Origin of the sequence: Novosphingobium sp. BL-52-GroH, assembly GCF_044813085.1 — a bacterium.
Taxonomy (GTDB): Bacteria; Pseudomonadota; Alphaproteobacteria; order Sphingomonadales; family Sphingomonadaceae; genus Novosphingobium.
Map to the genome: position 1 here is coordinate 1873376 of NZ_CP171152.1, position 18217 is coordinate 1891592.

Below are 18217 nucleotides of genomic sequence, written 5' to 3' on the forward strand. Positions count from 1 at the left end.
CCTCAATAGAACCGCGGGATGGTGCCCAGTTGCGGCGTCTGGTCCGGCAGGTCCACTTCGACTTCGTCCACCCAGCACCAGCCCCAACCTTCGGGCGGATCGTAGCCCTCGATGATCGGGTGACCGGTCTCGTGGAAATGCGCACGGCCGTGGCGAAGGGGAGATTGATCGCAGCAGCCGACGTGGCCGCAAGTGCGGCACAGGCGCAAGTGGACCCAGGGGCTACCGATCTTCAGGCACTCCTCGCACCCTTTGGAACTGGGGGTGACGTCTTTGATCGTCGAGCTATGCGAACAGCCGGTCATGGCGTTTCCTTCCGATTGGCGGCGAACATCGCGTGGATCTGGGAGACCACCGCCGCGCCCTCCCCGACGGCTGCGGCGACGCGCTTGGTCGAGCCGGCCCGCACGTCGCCGATGGCGAAGACGCCCGGCATGCCGGTCTCGAGCGGCTGCGCGCCCCGGCCCGTGACCACGAAGCCCCCGGCGTCCGTCTCGACCGTATCGGGCAGCCACTGCGAGTTGGGATCGGCGCCGATGAACAGGAACAGGTGGCGCAGGGCCCGGTGATGGAGGGAGTCGTCGGCATGGTGGCGGATGGTCGCGCCGGAAAGGCCGCCGGCGGCATCCCCGTCGAGCGCCACCACTTCCGCACCGACGTGCAGTTCGACGTTCGGCAGCCCGGATATCCGGTCGATCAGGTAGCGCGACATCGTCTCGGAAAGGTCGCGCCGCACGATCATGTGCAGGCGCTTGACTTGCGGCGCGAGGAACACCGCCGCCTGCCCCGCCGAATTGCCGCCGCCGACGAGCGCGACTTCCTCGCCCGCACAAAGCCGCGCCTCGATGGGCGAGACCCAATACGAGATGCCTGCCCCTTCGAAACGCTCCAAACCCTCGACCAGCGGCCGCCGATAGCGGGCGCCCGAGGCCACCACGACGGTACGTGCCTGGACGCTGCGCCCGGCGGACAGGCGGAGGCGCAAATGATCGCCCTCGACGTCGAGGCCATCGACCTCGACCGGGATCGCCATCTGCGCGCCGAACTTGAGCGCCTGGTTGAAGGCGCGGCCGGCCAGCGCCTGACCGGAAATGCCGGTCGGAAAGCCCAGGTAGTTCTCGATCCGCGCCGAGGCGCCGGCCTGCCCGCCCATGCTCCGCCCGTCGAGGACGACCACCGAAAGCCCCTCGGACGCGGCATAGACCGCCGCGGCAAGCCCCGCGGGCCCGGCGCCGACGATGGCGACGTCCTGCACCACGTCGGGATCGATCGTCGAACTGAGCCCGAGGCAGGCCGCCAGCTCGGTTTCGCGCGGTCGGCGCAGGATCGGTCCGGTGGGGCAGACCACCAGCGGATATTCGTCCGGCGCGACGCCCAGCCTCTCGACCAGCGCCTTGCCTTCGCCATCCTCGCTCACGTCCAGGACGAGGTAAGGGTAGCCGCTGCGGCGCAGGAACTCGCCCAGCCGCAACACGTCCGGGCTGCCCGGCACGCCGATGAGCACGGTTCCCGCCCCGCCTTCCTCGATCAGCCCGACACGACGCAGGATGAGCGCACGCATGACCGTTTCGCCCAGCTCGGCCGAGCCGATCATAAGCGCCCGCAAGTGCGCGGCATCGATCGGCAGCGCGGTGCACCCCTCGGACCCGGCACGGCCGCCGGCGATCGAGGGGCGGCCCGCGAGTTGATTGATCTCGCCGGTGAACTGGCCGGGACCGTGCGTGGTGATGCGTGCTTCGCGACTCAATCCGTCGCGGCGCAGGACCTCGATGCCGCCCTCGACCACCAGCCAGGTCGGCGATTCGCGGTCGCCGATCGCATAGACCGGCTCGCCGGGGGCGAAACGGCGTTCCGGGCCGCTGGCGAAGCGCCGAGCCTGGGCAATCTCGGGTGCGTTGAGCACCGGGAACATCTGGTATTCGCGCGTGTCGATCGTGCTCATGCCGGCCTTCCGTTACTGCGCCGCCGCCGTCGATGCCTCGTAAAGGCGCATCCGGCCGCTCCTCTATCGGGCCGCCGCTTCCAGGCCGCCATCATACGCAGGTTTCGGATCGAAGCGCCCCGCATAAACCTGCGTATGATGGCCGCCGCGGTCACCATCGGCGATGAAGCGGTAACGCCAACCCAGCCCCGGAAGGAAAGCCCGATGCCGATGGCCCGACGCTCGTCGAACCGGGAAACCCCCACCCCGATCCCGGGCGCCACCGACCCGGACGGGACGGGCGCCGAAAGCGATCACCGCATCGCCAACAACCTCCAGCTTCTGATGGCCATGATCGCGGCCGAGCGACGCGACGTGGCCGACCCGCAGGCCCGCCTCGCGCTCGACCGGATGCTGGGCCGGATCGGGGCTATCGCGGGCGTGCATCGCCAGCTCACCCGAACGCCGGAAAGCGGCCTGGTGGAGATCGGCGGCTATCTCCAGACGCTGGCGCACCAGATCGAGGCCGGCTGCTGTGACGTCGTCGCCGCCCGCCATCTGCGCCTCACGACCGATTCCGCCCTGGTCCCGGCCCGCCTGGCCGCGGCGATCGGGCTCATCGTCTCGGAATGTGTGCTCAATGCCTGCAAGTATGCCTATCCGCCGCAGGCCCCGGGCGAAGTGCGCATCGCCCTTTCGCTGGCGAGCGCCCACGCGCTGCGCCTCACCGTCGAGGACGATGGTGCCGGTATCGGCGCCGGGATGGGCAAGGCCACCGGTGACGATGGTTTCGGCACGCGGCTGGTGCGGATGCTCGCGGCCCGCATCGATGCGGCGCTGATCTGCGAAGACGCCCGCCCGGGCACCCGCATCGTGCTGGCCGTACCGCTGCGATGAGCACGCCCGGCCCCCGTCCGCGCCGAAGGTTCTGGTTGCATCGACAGCGAACTGGCGGCACCGTGCCGCTCGGGCCCGGGTTCGGTTCGTTGCAGGAGGCGGCAATGCACGGCGATGCCGAGGCGCGGACGTTCGTGAGCAGATTCTACGCAGGCGCCGCCGCCACCCTGGCTCTGGCCATCTTCGCGCTCGACGTGCTGAGCCCCCTGCAGGGCGCGGTGGCCGTGCTCTATACCACGGTCGTGGTTCTGGTAGGGCGCACCCATTCGCGGCGGCTCATCCTGTCGGCCGCAGGCCTGTGCGCTCTGATGGCCGTCGCGGGATACTGCGCTTCGCACTGGAACGACCCACTCGGCTCGGCGGCCATGCGGCTGGTAATGAGCCTCGTCGCGCTGGGCGTCACCACGGCGCTGTTCCTGCGCCAGCTGGCCGAGAGCGCCGAGCGCGAACGATCGGACGCCCGCTATCGCACGATCTTCACGGCGGCGGGCTTTCCGATCTGGGAATCCGACTGGTCCGGCGCCTTCTCATCGCTCGATCCCACGAAAGATCTCGACGAAGGCGTGGTATACGCGGCATTCGCCTCGGCCCGCGTCCTCAACGCCAACCATGCGGCGGCGCGCCTGTTCGGCCTGACCGACCGCGCGGAACTGGTTGGCGGCACGGTGGACGACTTCGCCACCCCGGCCGCATTCGAATCGCTGGCACGCATCTATTCGGGACTGCTCCGCGGAGAAACGGCAGTGGAAGTGGAAACCTCGTTCCTGACCCGGTCCGGCGAGGCGGTCGACGTGCTGCTGCAAGTCTCGCTGCCGCCGGATCACCACGGCTGGAAGCGCGTGCTGATCATGGCCGTCGACGTGACCGAGCGCAATCGCGCCCAGGCGCGCCTCGCGCAGTCGCAGGCCGCATTGACCCACATGTCGCGGGTTACGACGCTCGGTCAGATCGCCGCCTCGATCGCGCACGAAGTGAACCAGCCGCTCTCCGCGATCATCACGTATGCCCGGTCCGGCCGGCGCTGGCTGGAACGCGAGGCACCCAAGGCCGCCGAAGTCGCCGACTGCCTCGACCACATTACCAGCAACGGCACCCGCGCGGCCGACGTGATCGCGCGTATCCGCGAACTGGCGCGCAAGGCCGATCCCGGCAACGAAAGCATTGTCCTGGAAGCACTGATAGACGAAACCGAAGCCCTGCTCCGGCGCGACCTTCAGGCGCACGAGGTCACCTTGCGGATCGCCGTGGAACCCGACCTGCCTCCACTCGACGGCGACCGGGTGCAATTGCAGCAGGTGCTGATGAACCTCGTGCTCAACGCCCAGCAGGCGATGGCAGACCTGCCGCCCGATCGCCGCCAGATGTGCCTTACCGCCGTTCGTGCCGGCAGTGCCCTGGTGGTGGAAGTCAGCGATTGCGGCCACGGCATCACCGGCGATCCCGAAGCGCTGTTCCGCCCTTTCTTCACCACCAAGGATGAAGGCATGGGCATGGGGCTGGCGATCTGCCGCTCGATCCTGGAACGTCACGGCGGCACCCTCGCTGCCCGCAACAACCCCGGCGGCGGCGCCACCTTCGTGCTGTGCCTGCCTGCTGCCTATGCGTCCGAGGCCGTGGCGGCATGAGCGGCGAACCGACTCCCGCGCTGGTCTGCGTGCTCGACGACGACGCCGAAGTGCGCTCCGGCATCGGCAGCCTGCTGCGATCGAGCGGGTTCGACGTGGCACTCTTCGCCTCGACGGCGGAATTCCTCTCAGCGGGCGTACCGGACGTGGCCTCCTGCCTCGTGCTCGACATTCGCCTCTCGGGCGAGAACGGGCTGGAGTTCCAGGAACGGTTGGCGGCCGAAGGGAAGGTGATCCCGGTCATCCTCGTCACCGGCCACGGCGACATACCCATGACCGTGCGGGCCATGCGCGCCGGCGCGGTCGATTTCCTGCCCAAGCCCTTCGACGACGAGCAACTGATCTGCGCGGTCCGCGCGGCACTCGAAGCCGACCGGGCCCGCCGCGCTCTGCAGGACGAGGCCTCCACCCTGCGCGAGGCGCACCGCAGCCTGACGCCTCGCGAGCGCGAGATCATGGCGCTGGTCGTCACCGGGCTGATGAACAAGCAGGTCGCCGCCCGCCTCGCCCTGTCCGAGATTACGGTGAAGATCCACCGCGGCAACGTGATGCGCAAGATGCAGGCGCAATCGCTTGCCGATCTCGTCCGCATGGCCGAGCGCCTCGGTATCCGGGACGAGTCCATACGTCGCTATAACACGTCCGTATGATGGCGATCGCGCGCGCGTAGGGCCACCTGGAACGGGGGCGGTTCCGACGGGTTTTGCCCGAATACACCGGAGAAGATGTGGTCTGCCCCTCCCCCCTGATAGCGCCCCCTCTGATAGCGCCCCCGTTGATAGCGATCGTCGACGACGATTCCGGAGTGCGCGGCAGCTTGGACAGCCTGCTGCGATCGGCAGGCATGCGCGGCCTCGGTTTCGCGCGGGCCGAGGACCTGCTCGGCTCGGACGCCCGCGCGACGTTCGCCTGCGTGGTCACCGACCTGCACATGCCGGGCATGTCCGGCCTCGAACTCCAGGCCGAACTGGCCAGACGCGGCTGTCCGCTCCCGGTCATCCTGATGACGGCCTTCCCGACCGAAGCCGCGCGCGGCCAGGCCATGGCCGGCGGGGCAAAGGCATTCCTGACCAAGCCGATCGACCCCGACGCCCTGCTCGAAGCGATCGAGACCGTGCTGGAGTAGTCTGGCCCGGCCACGGCCCGCATTCCCCATACCTAGGTGTGGATGGGAGCGGCGGGGCCCTGCATCTACCTTCGCGAGATTGCCGGCACCACCCCGCCGCGCATTTTCGAAGGAGACGTCCGTTGTCCGACCAGCACACCATCGTATCGCCCGCCGCCCGCAAGCTCGGCACCCCCTCCGATCTCGGTGCCGAAGCCACCCGCGACATCTCCGGCGGCCTCAAGGCGCTGCTCGCGGACGTTTTCGCGCTCTACCTCAAGACCAAGAATTTCCACTGGCACATGAGCGGCCCGAACTTTCGCGACTACCACCTGCTGCTGGACGAGCAGGGCGACCAGATCTTCGCTATGACCGACCTAGTCGCCGAACGGGCGCGCAAGCTGGGCGGCACCACGATCCGCTCGATCTCCGACATCGCGAGCCACCAGCGCCTGCTCGACAACAACGCCGAATACGTCGATCCGCAAGGCATGCTGGCGGAGCTGCATGGCGACAACCGGCAGCTCGTCGCCGAAATGCGCCGCGTCCATGAGCTATGCGACGAATACCGCGACATCGCCACCGCCAGCCTCCTCGAAGTCTGGATCGACGAAACCGAGCGCCGCGCATGGTTCCTCTACGAAAGCAGCCGCACGGGTCACATCTGAGGTCTTTTAGGAAGGGCCCGGGATTTCCGGGCCTCACCCGCCAGGGACGCCGATCCCGCGTCGCCATGGTGGGGAATGGTGGGCGGTGAGGGGCTCGAACCCCCGACCCTCTCGGTGTAAACGAGATGCTCTACCAACTGAGCTAACCGCCCGGCCTGTGCCGGAAACCGTGCCTTTACGCCATTCTTCCGCGCCGTCAACCGGCTGTTGGCGAGACGCGCTTCGCTTTGCAGCAGGTTCTCGCCAAATCGCCCGGCCCGGGCGGCATCAGCCTTGGGAGTTGGCGACCGCATCCTTCAAAAGGCTGCCTGGCGTCTCCCGGGCAAGGAGTTCTTCGAGCCTCATGGTGCCTCCCGCCGACTTTGGACGCATGGTCAGCGCCGGCCGCCGGGAGGTCAAGTTACCCCTTGGGAAAGGCGCCTTACCAGTCGAAGAAACGACGGCGGCGCACTTCGGGAATGCCGTCATGATTGACGTCGGTCACCACCGTGCGTGGCTCGTAGGCCGCGGTCGTCGTCGCTCCGCCCTGCGCGAGGGCGTCGGCGCGGGCCTCGGCCCTGGCTGCGCGCAATTCGGCATCGCGCACGCGCTCCTCCGCGGTGCGGGCCGCAAGTTCGCCGCGGCGCTCGCGGGAAATGGCGTAGTAGTGGCTCCACATCTGGCTATGCGCGAAGGCAAGCGCCAGGCCGCCGATGATCGCGAAGTTCTTGAGCGCCATGACCCGCTGCATCGGATCGCCCAACTGCGCGTGGAAGAACAGGACCGTCAACGCCACGAAACCGGCCAGCAGGACGGCGACCAGCCGCACCATGAAACCGGCGGCAAGGCACAGTCCGGCCAGCAGTTCGAACAGCCCAGCGGGAATCGCCAGCCCCGACGGTAAGCCGGCGGCCACGATCATGGTCTCGGTCCCGCCGATGTCGATGAGCTTGCCCGCGCCGGACAGGATGAAAATGAGGGCGATCAGGATGCGCCCGATTATGGCGGCGATCTTCGACACGGCACGTCTCCCGGCAATTATGGTTGCCGGGAAAAGCGGACGGGACGGAGGTTTGTTCCCCGCGCGCCATGCGTCATCCCGGATCAAGTCCGGGACGACGTCAAAGCCTTGGCAGCGTGACCCCGCGCTGGCCCATGTACTTGCCGGCGCGGTCGGCATAGCTGACCTCGCACGGCTCGTTGCCCTGCAGGAACAGGAACTGGCAGGCACCCTCGTTGGCGTAGATCTTGGCGGGCAGCGGGGTAGTGTTGGAAAATTCCAGCGTGACGTGGCCTTCCCAGCCCGGCTCGAGCGGAGTGACGTTCACGATGATTCCGCAGCGCGCATACGTGCTCTTGCCCAGGCAGATCACCAAGACGTCCTTGGGCACGCGGAAGTATTCGACGGTGCGCGCCAGCGCGAAGGAATTGGGCGGGATCACGCACACGTCGGTCTTGCGGTCAACGAAAGAGTTGCTGTCGAAGTTCTTGGGGTCGACCACCGCCGAATCGACGTTGGTGAAGATTTTGAACTCGTCCGCCACCCGCGCGTCGTAGCCGTAGGAGGACAGGCCGTAGGAAATGCACCCGTCGCGCCGCTGCGCCTCCACGAAGGGCTCGATCATCCCCTGGGTCTGGGCCTGGGTGCGGATCCACTTGTCGCTCTGAATTGCCATGGTGGCTGCTTTGCCCAAGACGCGGCATTTGTCCACCGGCCCCCACATTTTCGTCGTCCCGACCAAGGTGCCGATCGCCCACTCCTTATTCCATGCTTAACATTCCGCTGTTATCCCGCCCCGCATGACAGCACGCATCCTCGTGGTCTTCGGCACCCGGCCCGAAGCGATCAAGCTCTTCCCCGTCGTCCATGCGCTCAAGGCCGATCCCCGGTTCGAGTGCGTGGTCTGCGTCTCGGCACAGCATCGCCAGATGCTCGACCAGGTGTTGGAAATCGCCGGGATCGTGCCCGACCACGATCTCGACGTGATGCAGCCCGACCAGACGCTCGACGCGCTCACTGCCAACCTGCTCATAGGGCTCGGCAAAGTGATGGACGTGGTGAAACCGGACCGCGTGATAGTCCAGGGCGACACCGCCACCGCCATGTCCGGAGCGCTGGCAGCCTATTACCGCAAGGTCCCGGTCGATCACGTCGAGGCGGGGCTGCGCTCCTACAACATCTACCACCCCTGGCCCGAGGAGGTGAACCGCAAGATCATCGGCGCCATGGCCAGCTTGCACTTCGCGCCCACCACCACCAGCGAAGCGGCGCTACTCAAGGAGAACGTCGACGCAACCCGCGTCCACGTCACCGGCAACACGGTGATCGACGCGCTCCAGTGGGTGACGGCCGAAATCGAGCGCAACCCTGCGCTTGCGGCGGGCCTTGCGCCCTTCGAAGCGAAGTTCGCCGGCAAGCGCATCATCGGCGTGACCAGCCACCGCCGCGAGAACTTCGGCGAGGGCATGGAACAGATCGCCCAGGCCATCCGCGAGATCGCGCAGCGCCCCGACGTGGCGGTGATCTTCCCGGTCCACCTCAACCCCAACGTGCGCAAGGTGATGAACGGCGCGCTCGCCGGCCTCGACAACGTCGCCTTGATCGAGCCGCTGGACTACCCGCACTTCGCCCGCCTGCTGGCCATCGCCGAGATCATGCTGACCGATTCGGGCGGCGTGCAGGAGGAAGCCCCCGCGCTCGGCAAGCCCGTCCTCGTCATGCGCGAGACCACCGAGCGTCCCGAGGGCGTCGCGGCCGGCACCGCGAAGCTGGTCGGCACCGACGCACGGCGCATCGTTACCGAATTATCAACCCTGTTGGACGATACAAAGGCCTACGAGGCCATGGCGCGCGCCCACAACCCGTTCGGGGATGGGCAGACTTCGCGCCGAATCGTGGAGCTGCTTGCGCATGAAATCGGATAACAAGCCCAGTGTCTGTGTCGTCGGCCTCGGCTACATCGGACTTCCCACCGCCGCCGTGATCGCGCGCGCAGGCTGCAAGGTACTCGGCCTCGACGTGTCGCAGAAGGTGGTGGACACCATCAACCGCGGCGAAATTCACATCGAGGAAGTCGATCTCGACGGCCTCGTCCAGGGCGTCGTCGCGCGCGGGCTGCTCTCCGCCTCGATCGAGGTGGCGCCGGCCGACGTCTTCGTCATCGCCGTGCCCACGCCCTTCGAGAAAGACGATTCAGGCGACCACGCCCCCGACATCTCCTACGTCCTCGCCGCCGGCCGCACGATCGCACCGGCGCTCAAGGCAGGCGACGTGGTGATCCTGGAATCGACATCCCCGGTCGGCACTACCGAGAAGATGCGCGACATGATCGCGCAGATGCGCCCCGACCTGAAGATTCCGGGCCTCACCCGCGAGACCCCCGACATCTCGATCGCCTACTGCCCCGAGCGCGTGCTGCCCGGCCGCATCCTCGAGGAGCTGACCAACAACGACCGCTCGATCGGCGGCATCACCCCGCGTTGCGCGCGCAAGGCGCTGGCCTTCTACAAGCGCTTCGTGCGCGGCGAATGCGTCACCACCGACGCCCGCTCGGCCGAGATGACCAAGCTGGTCGAGAACGCCTACCGCGACGTCAACATCGCCTTCGCCAACGAGTTGTCGATGGTGTCGGACCGCATGGGCCTGGACGTGTGGGAAGTGATCCGCCTCGCCAACCGCCACCCGCGCGTCAACATCCTTTCGCCCGGCCCGGGCGTGGGTGGCCACTGCATCGCGGTCGACCCCTGGTTCATCGTCCACTCGGCCCCGCAAGAAACCCCGCTGATCCGTACCGCGCGCGGCGTCAACGACGGCAAGATGCACCATGTCGTCGCCAAGGCCGAAGCCCTGGTCGAAGCTCACCCGGACGCGCGCGTGGCGTGCCTGGGCCTCGCCTTCAAAGCCAACATCGACGACTTCCGCGAAAGCCCGGCGCGCTTCGTCGCCAGCCGCCTCGCCCGCAAGCTAGGCGCGCGCATGGCGGTGGTGGAACCTTACGCGGCGGAACTTCCGATCGAATTCACCGACACCGGCGTCACCCACATCGACATCGACGAGGCGCTGGAGACCTGCGACATTCTCATCGTGCTCGTCGATCACGACGTCTTCCGCGTGGTCCCGCTGGCCGAGCGCGCCAACAAGCTGGTCTACGACACCCGCGGCATCTGGGCAGACCAGCCGCGCGTCGTGCGCGAGGAGGCCGCGAAACTGGCATTGGCGGCGGGCTGATTTCCTCCCCCGCACGGGGAGGGGGAATATCCGATTCGGCCAATCATTTCATTGCTGTGGACGAACCGGCGAATTGAACGATGAACCGTTGCAGAGGCGCGGCGGCTGGCAGGCGCCTTCGCTATCGCAACAAGACATGGCCGTTATAACACTCAGCCATGAGAATGGTTCCCGTAATCGCCGCACTTGCAATGTCGCTCGCAGCCACCGTGGCGACTCCGGCGATCGCGCAGCCTCTCCAGTGCGTGCCTTATGCAAGGGCCAACTCGGGCATCGACCTGCACGGCAATGCCGCCACCTGGTGGTCGCAGGCCGAAGGTAACTACCAGCGTGGCCAGACCCCGCGCACCGGCTCGGTGCTGGTCTTCAAGGCCACCGGCGCGATGCGCGTCGGTCATGTCGCGGTCGTCAAGAAGATCGTCGACGAACGCCACGTCGTCCTGAACCACGCCAACTGGTCGCGCCCCGGCATGATCGAGACTTCGGCCATGGCCGAGGACGTGTCGGAAAAGGGTGACTGGAGCAACGTGCGCGTCTGGTACGCGCCCACCCACTCACTCGGCCTGCGCGCCAGCCCGGCCTTCGGCTTCATCTACGCACCCGGCACGCAGGATGCCGAGCCTGCCGTCAAGCCGAACCACGAGCGCTTCGAAACCGCTTTCGCGGATCTCCCCGCAGCGGGCTGATCCGGCATCGTCCTCCCGGGCTCGGGAGGATCGGCCAGAGGATTGGGGCGCGCCGAAGCGACGCCCCAAAAACCCTACTTGCAGACCCGGACCTTCTTGCCCTGCCTGAACTGGTTGCGGCAGGTGGCCTTCTTCTGCGTCTTTTTCCCGGTTCCCTTCTTCGCGGCAACCTTCCTGGCCAACGGCTTGCCGGCGGTCGCCGAATGCGCCGCGGGCTTGGCGGCTTGCGCCGTCGCGAGCGAGGGCGACAGGGCACCAAGCGCCAGGGCGGCGAGGAGAGTCATGCTGGTCGTCTTCACGTTTCTTTGATCCTTGCCGGACACACGTCCGGTCGAGGCGGCCAGAGGCCACGGCGTCGCACCCGCCATCTCGCTCCAGACACGAGTGCATCTGAAGTTGCCATGAACGCGCCCCGGTCCCGAATCAGTTCCTGGACAACGCCAGGATCAGTTCGGCGGGATCACTTCGCCGGTTCGATCAGGGCCAGCTTGCGGGCGGACTGGAAGGTCTGCACCACGAAGATGGTGATGAGCACGCAGCCGACGCCGCCGACAAACCAGTCGAACCCGGTCATCGCCTCCATGTCGCGCTGCTTGTCGCCCAAGATGAGCATCGCGAAGGTCAGCGAGATCAGGATGAGCCGCAGTTCGGTAGGGCCGGCGGAGAGGTAGGACAGCCGCATCTCGCCCAGCACCCGCACTGCCAGGAAGGCATGGATGCACAGCAGCAGGTAGCCGACCATCGCGATCAGCGAGACCTCGAGCCGGACATAAGGGCTGACCCCGATGCCGAGCAGGATGAGGAAAGTGGCGATGCCATCGCAGCTATGGTCGAGGAAATAGCCGTAGCGCGGCCGCTCGATATGCCGGAAGCGGGCAAGGCTGCCATCCATCGAATCGCCGAACCAGTGCAGCAAGTAGCCGGGCATGCAAAGCCACAGCCAGTCCTCGTCAAGCAGGCTGGTCGCGTAGCCGGCGAAGATCAGGATCGCGCCGACCATACCCACTGCGGTCAACTGGTCGGGCTTCACCCAGGCCGGCATCCGCGCGCAGAGCCAGTTGAGAAGGCGTCGCTCTCCGATAGCCAGGACATTCTGCTGGATTCGAGCGGGGGGAGCAATGCGATTTTCCTGCATTGCGCCTTATTGTGACAAGTCGATTACTTGGCAAGGCAAACCGGCTCCGGACTCCCCCGTTTCGTCGCTCACGAGGGGCGCTTTCCGGTCGAAACGCTCCGATTCCGTCAGATTATCGTCACACTGGGGAATGCCGCCCGCCCGGGCTTGGACGAAGCCGGATTTTCCGCTTCCTGGAAGGGGCGAGGAGTTCACGCGATGGTCTTGCAAATCCTGGAAGCGCCGCCAGCCCCGGGCCCTCCCTCGCGCGGTCACTGCCCGATCAGATGGACGGCAACCTGCCGTCGGTGCGGCATGCGCCGATGCTCGGCAAGGTAGATCCCCTGCCATGTGCCCAGCGCCATGCGACCGGCCATCACCGGGATCTGCAGGTTCACGCCGGTCAAGGTCGCCCGGAGATGGGCGGGCATGTCGTCCGGGCCCTCGTCGTCGTGCGCATAGTGGCTACCCTCGGGCGCCAGCCGGTCGAACCAGGCGGCGAGGTCCGTGCGCACCTCGCGCGCGGCGTTCTCCTGGATCAGCAGCGAAGCCGAGGTGTGGCGGCAAAGCAGGGTCAGCAGGCCCTCCTCGATGCCGCTGCCGCCCAGCCAGGCCGCCATCGCCCTCGTGATATCGACGAAGCCGCGACCCGGCGTTTCGAAGGAAAGGATGGTCGAGGCCTGTCTCATTGCGCCACGATCCTGCAGCCAAGCGTCGCTGCAATCAACCGCGGCGAGATGGATGGAAAGAGTTGGGAACCATGGCAACACAGTTCTGCAAGGTCGAGATCGACGGCCACGTCATGACCGTGACGATCGATCGCCCCGAGATGCGCAACGCCCTGCATGGCGAAGCCAACTTCGAACTGGGCGAAGTCTTCGACAGCTTCGAGGCCGACCCGTCCCTCTGGGTCGCGATCCTGACGGGCGTGGGCGACCGGGCCTTCTCCGCCGGAGCGGACTTGCGCACGCCGTTCGACAAGGCCGACCCGCGCGCGTTCCAGGGCATGCCGGTTCCGCAGACCGGATTCGCCGGCCTCGTCTGGCGCTTCGGCCGCCGCAAGCCGGTGATCGCGGCGGTCAACGGCTTCGCGCTCGGCGGCGGGTTCGAAGCGGCGCTCGCCTGCGACGTGATCGTGGCGGCGCAAGGCGCCAGCTTCGGGCTGACCGAGCCGAGAGTCGGCCTCGCGGCGCTGGGCGGCGGCATCCAGCGCGTCGTTCAGGAACTCGGCCCCAAGCGCGCCCACGCCCTGCTCCTCACCGCACGCCGCATTCCTGCAGCACAGGCGCTGGAATGGGGCATGGTGGCCGAAGTCGTGCCCGACGCGGATCTGATGGCCGCCGCCCGGCGCTGGGCGGACGAGATCATCGCCTGCTCGCCCTCCTCGATCATGGCCACCAAGGCCGTGCTGCAATCGTACTACGACCTCGGCATGGAGGCCTCCAACGCAGCGATGTTCGCCCTGCCCGAAGTGCGCGCGATGCTTTCCGGCCCGGACGCGCGCGAAGGCGGCAAGGCCCTGTTCGAGAAGCGCGCGCCCGCCTGGGCCGACCCGCAATGACTGCAACCGTCCGCTGCGAGAGGCGCGGGCCGATCGCGCTGGTCACGCTCGACCGGCCCGACCGCCGCAATGGCGTGACCGGGGCGATGTGCGAGGCGTTGCATGAAACGGTGCGCGAAATCGCCGCGAGCGACGCCCGCGTCCTGGTGCTGCGCGGCGCGGGCGAGAACTTCTGCGTGGGCGCGGACATCGCCGCGCCCGCCGGGGAAGCCACCCGCCCGGCGCCGCCGGACGCCGCGATCTACCATGCCTCCACTTTGCTCCACACGATGCCGCAAGTCACGATCGCGGCGATCGACGGCGGCTGCGCGGGGGCAGGCATGGGGTGGGCGCTGGCCTGCGACTTGCGTTTCGGAACGCCGCGGGCCCGCTTTTCCACCGCCTTCCTCGCCGTCGGCGTCTCGGGCGACATGGGCCTCGCCTGGAGCCTCGAGCGCATCGTCGGCGGGGCCAGGGCGCGCGAACTGCTGTTCTTCCCCGACCGTTTCGGAGGCGAGGAAGCGCATCGCCTCGGTCTCCTGACCCGGCTTTTCGCGCCCGAGGCGCTGCACTCCGAAACCCTGGCCCTCGCCGAGGCCCTGGCCGACCGCGATCCGCTGGCACTGCGCCTGACGAAGGCCAACTGCCTTTCCGCGGAAACCCTTTCCATCGGCGCTTACGTGGATGTCGAAACAGCCCGGCACCTGCAGACGACCGGACGTCCCGAATTCGCGCGCCTGATGCGCGAAGGCCATGAACGGCGTCGGAAAGATCCGGCGAGCGAAAGTCGATAGTCGCTTTCTTGACAAAAGCGGTAATTAACTTTGGCTCAATACGCTTGTGGCAGAACGAGCATGGGACAGTGCCCTGTCCTGGGAAAGAATCATGCGGCACGCTTCGTCGACCGTCACTGCAACACTTCCGATCCTGTTCTTGGTCGCACACGCCGGAACGGTCGCGGTGGCACGGGACCGGGCGACCGAAGTGTCGTTCGCATGGTTGATCGCCGCGCCGTTCCTTGCGGGACTGGCCTGCCTCCATCGCAGCGTGAAGGAGGGGCTCGAAGGCTGGCTGCCCTTGGGCCTGGCGCTGCTGTGCTGGGCAGGCGGCATGGCGGCAACGATGGTCGCCATGCTTTACCTCGACATCACCACCGAGGAGCGGGTGAGCATGCTGCTCTACGTTCTCTACGGCGTGCCGCTGATCTTCGCACTGGCAAGCCCCGAGGACGAGAAGTGGCAGGTACGGCTCGTGGATGCGATGCTGGCTGCGGCGTTGGGCTATCTGTTCTACGTCTATGTAAATCACCTGAGCAACTCGCCCGGCAAGCTGCCCGCCCTGCAATTGATGTTCGACATCGAGAACGGGTACATCGCGCTTTTCGCGGTGATGCGCTTCCTGGCCCGGCCTGGGGCGCGATACGGGTTCTTCCGTGCCGCGATGGGTTATGCGCTGACATACCTGGTCTGCGCCGGCTACATGAACCACTTCGAAGCCGATAGCGACTACGGCAGTTGGCCGGACCTCATCGTCGACCTTCCGTTCATGCTGCTGATCTGGCTGGCGCTCACGCCAGCGCTTCCCAGGGCAAGCAGCGCGGTTGCGCCGAAGCCGCGCAAGTTCGCTCGCGTGGTCCGTGCCGGCAGCCCCCTTGCGATCCCGCTGACGCTGCTGACGGTGTCGGTCCTGCTGGTTTCCTTCGACCCCAGGATGGCGATCAGCGGATGTGTCGCCGCGTCGCTCGGCTATGGTCTGCGCACGGTGCTGGTGCAGTTGCGCAACTTCGAGGAGCAGGACCAGCTAACCCGGCTTTCGCACGTCGATGCCCTCACCGGCATCCCCAACCGCCGCCGCTTCGACGAAGTGCTGCAGCGCGAATGGAAGCGCCGCGATCAGGTGCGAGGACGGCTCGCCCTGCTGATGATCGACATCGACCACTTCAAGCAGTTGAACGACCGTTTCGGCCATTCGGTGGGCGACGACAGGCTGCGCAGCGTCGCTCTCGCGCTGGCCGAATGCGCCCGCCGGGAATTGGATCTCGTCGCGCGCCACGGTGGCGAGGAATTCGCAGCGGTCCTGATCGACGTCGAGCCGCAGGATGCGGCGATCGTGGCGGAACGGATGCGTGCGTCGGTCGAAGGCCTGCTGCTACCCGCCGCCCACGGAGCGGGGATCGTCACGATCAGCATCGGCCTCGTCTGCGCACAAATACACGACAACGACCTCGCGGCTTTCGTCTCGTCGGCCGACGCCGCGCTCTACGACGCCAAGAGAAACGGCCGGAACCAGGTCGTCCACCGCGTCGCGCCGGCCTTGCGCGTTGTAAAGTCGGGGCCTCCTCCCCGCGACGGCAGGGCAGCCTGACCTGCACGGCGGACGCGGAACGGGATCGTTCCACTCCACCAAACGAGACGTTGACGGCGCGGCCATCGTCGTGGCACTAGGCCGATGCATCGGTGCCGACGCACTGAAAATGGCGGACCTGAAACGACGAAAGTCATTCAACCGCGGGTGTAGCTCAATGGCAGAGCAGAAGCTTCCCAAGCTTACGACGAGGGTTCGATTCCCTTCACCCGCTCCACCGCCCCGGCAGCCATTCACATGCGGCTCATGACGCGACAGCGAGTATAGCGGGTCATCGCCGGCGGCTATCCGCCAAGGCCGGCTCTTGGATTCGCCCTGGCATGCTTCTCTACATCCTGAGCTATCTCGGCGGCGCCCTGACGATCGTGAGCCCGTGCATTCTGCCCGTGCTGCCTTTCGTGTTCGCGCGGGCCGGAGGGCGTTTCGCGACCAACGGGCTGCCACTCCTGGTCGGCATGGCTGCGATGTTCATGGCGGTGGCGACGCTTGCGGCAGTCGGTGGCGGCTGGGCGGTCCAGGCCAACCAGCTCGGCCGCGGTCTCGCGCTGGCATTGCTGGCGCTGTTCGGGCTGACCCTGCTGCTGCCCGGCCTTTCGGACCGCCTGACGCGCCCGCTCGTGGACTGGGGCGCACGTCTCTCGCAGCGGTCGGGAGCGGTGGGGTCCGAAGTCGGCTCATCCTTCCTCATCGGCATTGCCACGGGGCTGTTGTGGGCGCCGTGCGCCGGGCCGATCCTGGGCCTCGTGTTGACGGGAGCGGCACTACAGGGCGCGAGCCTGGCGACCAGCCTGTTGCTGCTGGCCTATGCCGCCGGCGCGGCGACGTCGCTGGCGCTTGCCCTGCTGGCCGGGGGGCGGGTCTTCGCGCTGATGAAGCGCTCCATCGGCGTGGGACAACGCGTCAGGCAAGTGCTGGGCGCCGCGGTGCTGGTCGCCGTCGCCGCGATCGCGCTGGGCGCCGATACCGGCGTGCTCAGCCGCCTGTCGCAATCGAGCACCAGCCGCATCGAGCAGCGCCTGCTCGCCTCGCTCGGCATGGCCGGCGCCGATCAGCCGCGCGGACCCGCCACGCTTGCGGTCGAAGGCCGGATGCCGCCGCTCGTCGGGGTCACCGGCTGGATCAATTCGCCCCCGCTCTCGCCCGCGCAGCTCAAGGGCAAGGTCGTGCTGATCGACGTGTGGACCTATAGCTGCGTCAACTGCCTGCGCACCCTGCCCTATGTGCGCGCCTGGGCGGAAAAATACCGGGACCAGGGGCTCGTCGTGATCGGCGTCCATTCGCCCGAGTTCGCGTTCGAGAAGGACCCGGCCAACGTCCGCAAGGCGGTGCGCGATCTGGGCATCACGTATCCCGTGGCGCTGGACAACGACTTCGCGGTGTGGCGCGCGCTGGGCAACAAGTACTGGCCCGCGCATTACTTCATCGACGCAAAAGGGCAGATCCGGGCCCATCACTTCGGCGAGGGCAGCTACGCCGAATCGGAGAGGATCATCCAACGGCTTCTGGCGGAGGCTCGCGGCGCCCCCGTTGCGCAGGACATCGTCGCCATCGCCCCCGGCGGAGCCCAGGCCGCGCGCGGCGCCGTCGTCGCCTCGCGCGAGACGTACATCGGCTATCGCCGCGCCCAGGGCTTCGCATCGCCCGGCGGCTTCGCGCACGACAAGACGAAGGACTATGCGCTGGGTGCCCGCGCGCTCAATGGCTGGAGCCTGGGCGGGCGCTGGACGGTGCAGGCGAAGCAGGCCGTCGACGCCGGTGCGGGCGCGCGCATCGCCTACCGCTTCCGCGCGCGCGACCTCAATCTCGTCCTCGGATCGGGTGGCAAACCTGTGCGGTTTCGCATCACTCTCGACGGTGCCCCGCCCGGCGCGGATCACGGCATGGATGTCGACGCGCTGGGGGAAGGCGTGATCGGCGACCACCGCCTCTACCAGCTCGTCCGCCAGAAGCAGGCGCGTGAGCGCGACTTCGTGATCGAGTTCCTCGACCCCGGCACGCAGGCCTACGCTTTCACCTTCGGCTGACCATTCTGATGCTGCAGCGCAAAAACCGCTTGTCGAGAGGCCCCGTCTCCCGGTACATATAGGGCA

Annotated in this window: 19 protein-coding genes and 2 tRNA genes; 13 read left to right on the forward strand and 8 right to left on the reverse strand. The window is 67.3% G+C overall.

The features are described 5' to 3' along the window. Positions 1–2: 2 nt before the first annotated feature. Together ACFFDA_RS21620 and ACFFDA_RS21625 are read right to left on the reverse strand one after the other, a co-directional pair. A complete protein-coding gene (locus tag ACFFDA_RS21620; RefSeq protein WP_404479344.1) occupies positions 3–305 on the reverse strand; it encodes a UBP-type zinc finger domain-containing protein in 303 nt (100 codons plus the stop codon). Next, positions 302–1942, reverse strand: coding sequence for an FAD-dependent oxidoreductase (locus ACFFDA_RS21625; RefSeq protein ID WP_404479345.1), 1641 nt, complete (start codon positions 1940–1942; stop codon positions 302–304). The genes ACFFDA_RS21620 and ACFFDA_RS21625 overlap by 4 nt, the downstream gene beginning before the upstream one ends. A 135-nt stretch (positions 1943–2077) precedes the next feature. Between ACFFDA_RS21625 and ACFFDA_RS21630 the strand changes: the two genes are divergently transcribed. The 5 genes from ACFFDA_RS21630 to ACFFDA_RS21650 all read left to right on the forward strand — a co-directional run bounded on the left by ACFFDA_RS21630 (position 2078) and on the right by ACFFDA_RS21650 (position 6216). Continuing rightward, positions 2078–2818 (forward strand): sensor histidine kinase, encoded by a 741-nt coding sequence (locus ACFFDA_RS21630; protein WP_404479346.1) that lies wholly within the window; start codon positions 2078–2080, stop codon positions 2816–2818. Positions 2819–2952: 134 nt separating this feature from the next. After that, entirely contained in the window at positions 2953–4443 is a 1491-nt protein-coding gene (locus ACFFDA_RS21635; protein WP_404479347.1) for a sensor histidine kinase, read from the forward strand. Further along, the gene (locus ACFFDA_RS21640; protein WP_404479348.1) at positions 4440–5093 is read left to right on the forward strand and encodes a response regulator transcription factor; all 654 of its coding nucleotides are present in this window, start codon (positions 4440–4442) and stop codon (positions 5091–5093) included. Before ACFFDA_RS21635 ends, ACFFDA_RS21640 begins: the two co-directional genes overlap by 4 nt. A 125-nt stretch (positions 5094–5218) precedes the next feature. Next, complete coding sequence (locus tag ACFFDA_RS21645) at positions 5219–5569, forward strand: response regulator transcription factor (RefSeq protein ID WP_404479349.1); 351 nt, start codon at positions 5219–5221, stop codon at positions 5567–5569. A gap of 122 nt (positions 5570–5691) precedes the next feature. Continuing rightward, complete coding sequence (locus tag ACFFDA_RS21650; protein ID WP_404479350.1) at positions 5692–6216, forward strand: Dps family protein; 525 nt, start codon at positions 5692–5694, stop codon at positions 6214–6216. 76 nt (positions 6217–6292) lie between these two features. On the opposite strand, the gene ACFFDA_RS21655 is transcribed toward ACFFDA_RS21650, so the two are convergent. The 3 genes from ACFFDA_RS21655 to dcd form a co-directional block, all read right to left on the reverse strand. Next, positions 6293–6368, reverse strand: a tRNA-Val gene (locus ACFFDA_RS21655). A 269-nt stretch (positions 6369–6637) separates the two neighbouring features. After that, positions 6638–7216, reverse strand: coding sequence for a DoxX family protein (locus tag ACFFDA_RS21660; protein WP_404479351.1), 579 nt, complete (start codon positions 7214–7216; stop codon positions 6638–6640). Between the two features lie 100 nt (positions 7217–7316). Next, positions 7317–7871: a dCTP deaminase gene (gene dcd / locus ACFFDA_RS21665; protein WP_404479352.1), complete on the reverse strand. Its 555-nt coding sequence runs from the start codon at positions 7869–7871 to the stop codon at positions 7317–7319. A 124-nt stretch (positions 7872–7995) separates the two neighbouring features. On the opposite strand from dcd, the gene wecB reads away from it, so the two are divergent. From wecB to ACFFDA_RS21680, 3 genes are all read left to right on the forward strand, one after another. Next, positions 7996–9120, forward strand: coding sequence for a non-hydrolyzing UDP-N-acetylglucosamine 2-epimerase (gene wecB / locus ACFFDA_RS21670; protein ID WP_404479353.1), 1125 nt, complete (start codon positions 7996–7998; stop codon positions 9118–9120). Beyond that, positions 9107–10423, forward strand: a complete 1317-nt coding sequence (wecC, locus tag ACFFDA_RS21675; protein WP_404479354.1) for a UDP-N-acetyl-D-mannosamine dehydrogenase — start codon at positions 9107–9109, stop codon at positions 10421–10423. Before wecB ends, wecC begins: the two co-directional genes overlap by 14 nt. Positions 10424–10581: 158 nt before the next feature. Next, entirely contained in the window at positions 10582–11109 is a 528-nt protein-coding gene (locus tag ACFFDA_RS21680) for a CHAP domain-containing protein (RefSeq protein WP_404479355.1), read from the forward strand. 74 nt (positions 11110–11183) lie between these two features. On the opposite strand, the gene ACFFDA_RS21685 is transcribed toward ACFFDA_RS21680, so the two are convergent. From ACFFDA_RS21685 to ACFFDA_RS21695, 3 genes are all read right to left on the reverse strand, one after another. Next, a complete protein-coding gene (locus ACFFDA_RS21685; protein ID WP_404479356.1) occupies positions 11184–11408 on the reverse strand; it encodes a hypothetical protein in 225 nt (74 codons plus the stop codon). Positions 11409–11569: 161 nt separating this feature from the next. Beyond that, entirely contained in the window at positions 11570–12244 is a 675-nt protein-coding gene (locus tag ACFFDA_RS21690) for a CDP-alcohol phosphatidyltransferase family protein (RefSeq protein WP_404479357.1), read from the reverse strand. A gap of 251 nt (positions 12245–12495) precedes the next feature. Then, the gene (locus ACFFDA_RS21695; protein WP_404479358.1) at positions 12496–12912 is read right to left on the reverse strand and encodes a secondary thiamine-phosphate synthase enzyme YjbQ; all 417 of its coding nucleotides are present in this window, start codon (positions 12910–12912) and stop codon (positions 12496–12498) included. Positions 12913–12983: 71 nt separating this feature from the next. On the opposite strand from ACFFDA_RS21695, the gene ACFFDA_RS21700 reads away from it, so the two are divergent. From ACFFDA_RS21700 to ACFFDA_RS21720, 5 genes are all read left to right on the forward strand, one after another. Continuing rightward, positions 12984–13784: an enoyl-CoA hydratase-related protein gene (locus tag ACFFDA_RS21700; RefSeq protein WP_404479359.1), complete on the forward strand. Its 801-nt coding sequence runs from the start codon at positions 12984–12986 to the stop codon at positions 13782–13784. After that, the gene (locus ACFFDA_RS21705; protein ID WP_404479360.1) at positions 13781–14557 is read left to right on the forward strand and encodes an enoyl-CoA hydratase/isomerase family protein; all 777 of its coding nucleotides are present in this window, start codon (positions 13781–13783) and stop codon (positions 14555–14557) included. The genes ACFFDA_RS21700 and ACFFDA_RS21705 overlap by 4 nt, the downstream gene beginning before the upstream one ends. 91 nt (positions 14558–14648) lie before the next feature. Beyond that, a complete protein-coding gene (locus tag ACFFDA_RS21710; RefSeq protein WP_404479361.1) occupies positions 14649–16127 on the forward strand; it encodes a diguanylate cyclase in 1479 nt (492 codons plus the stop codon). A gap of 143 nt (positions 16128–16270) precedes the next feature. Beyond that, positions 16271–16344: transfer RNA gene (locus ACFFDA_RS21715), tRNA-Gly, on the forward strand. 103 nt (positions 16345–16447) lie between these two features. Then, entirely contained in the window at positions 16448–18151 is a 1704-nt protein-coding gene (locus ACFFDA_RS21720) for a cytochrome c biogenesis protein DipZ (RefSeq protein WP_404479362.1), read from the forward strand. Positions 18152–18217: the final 66 nt, after the last annotated feature.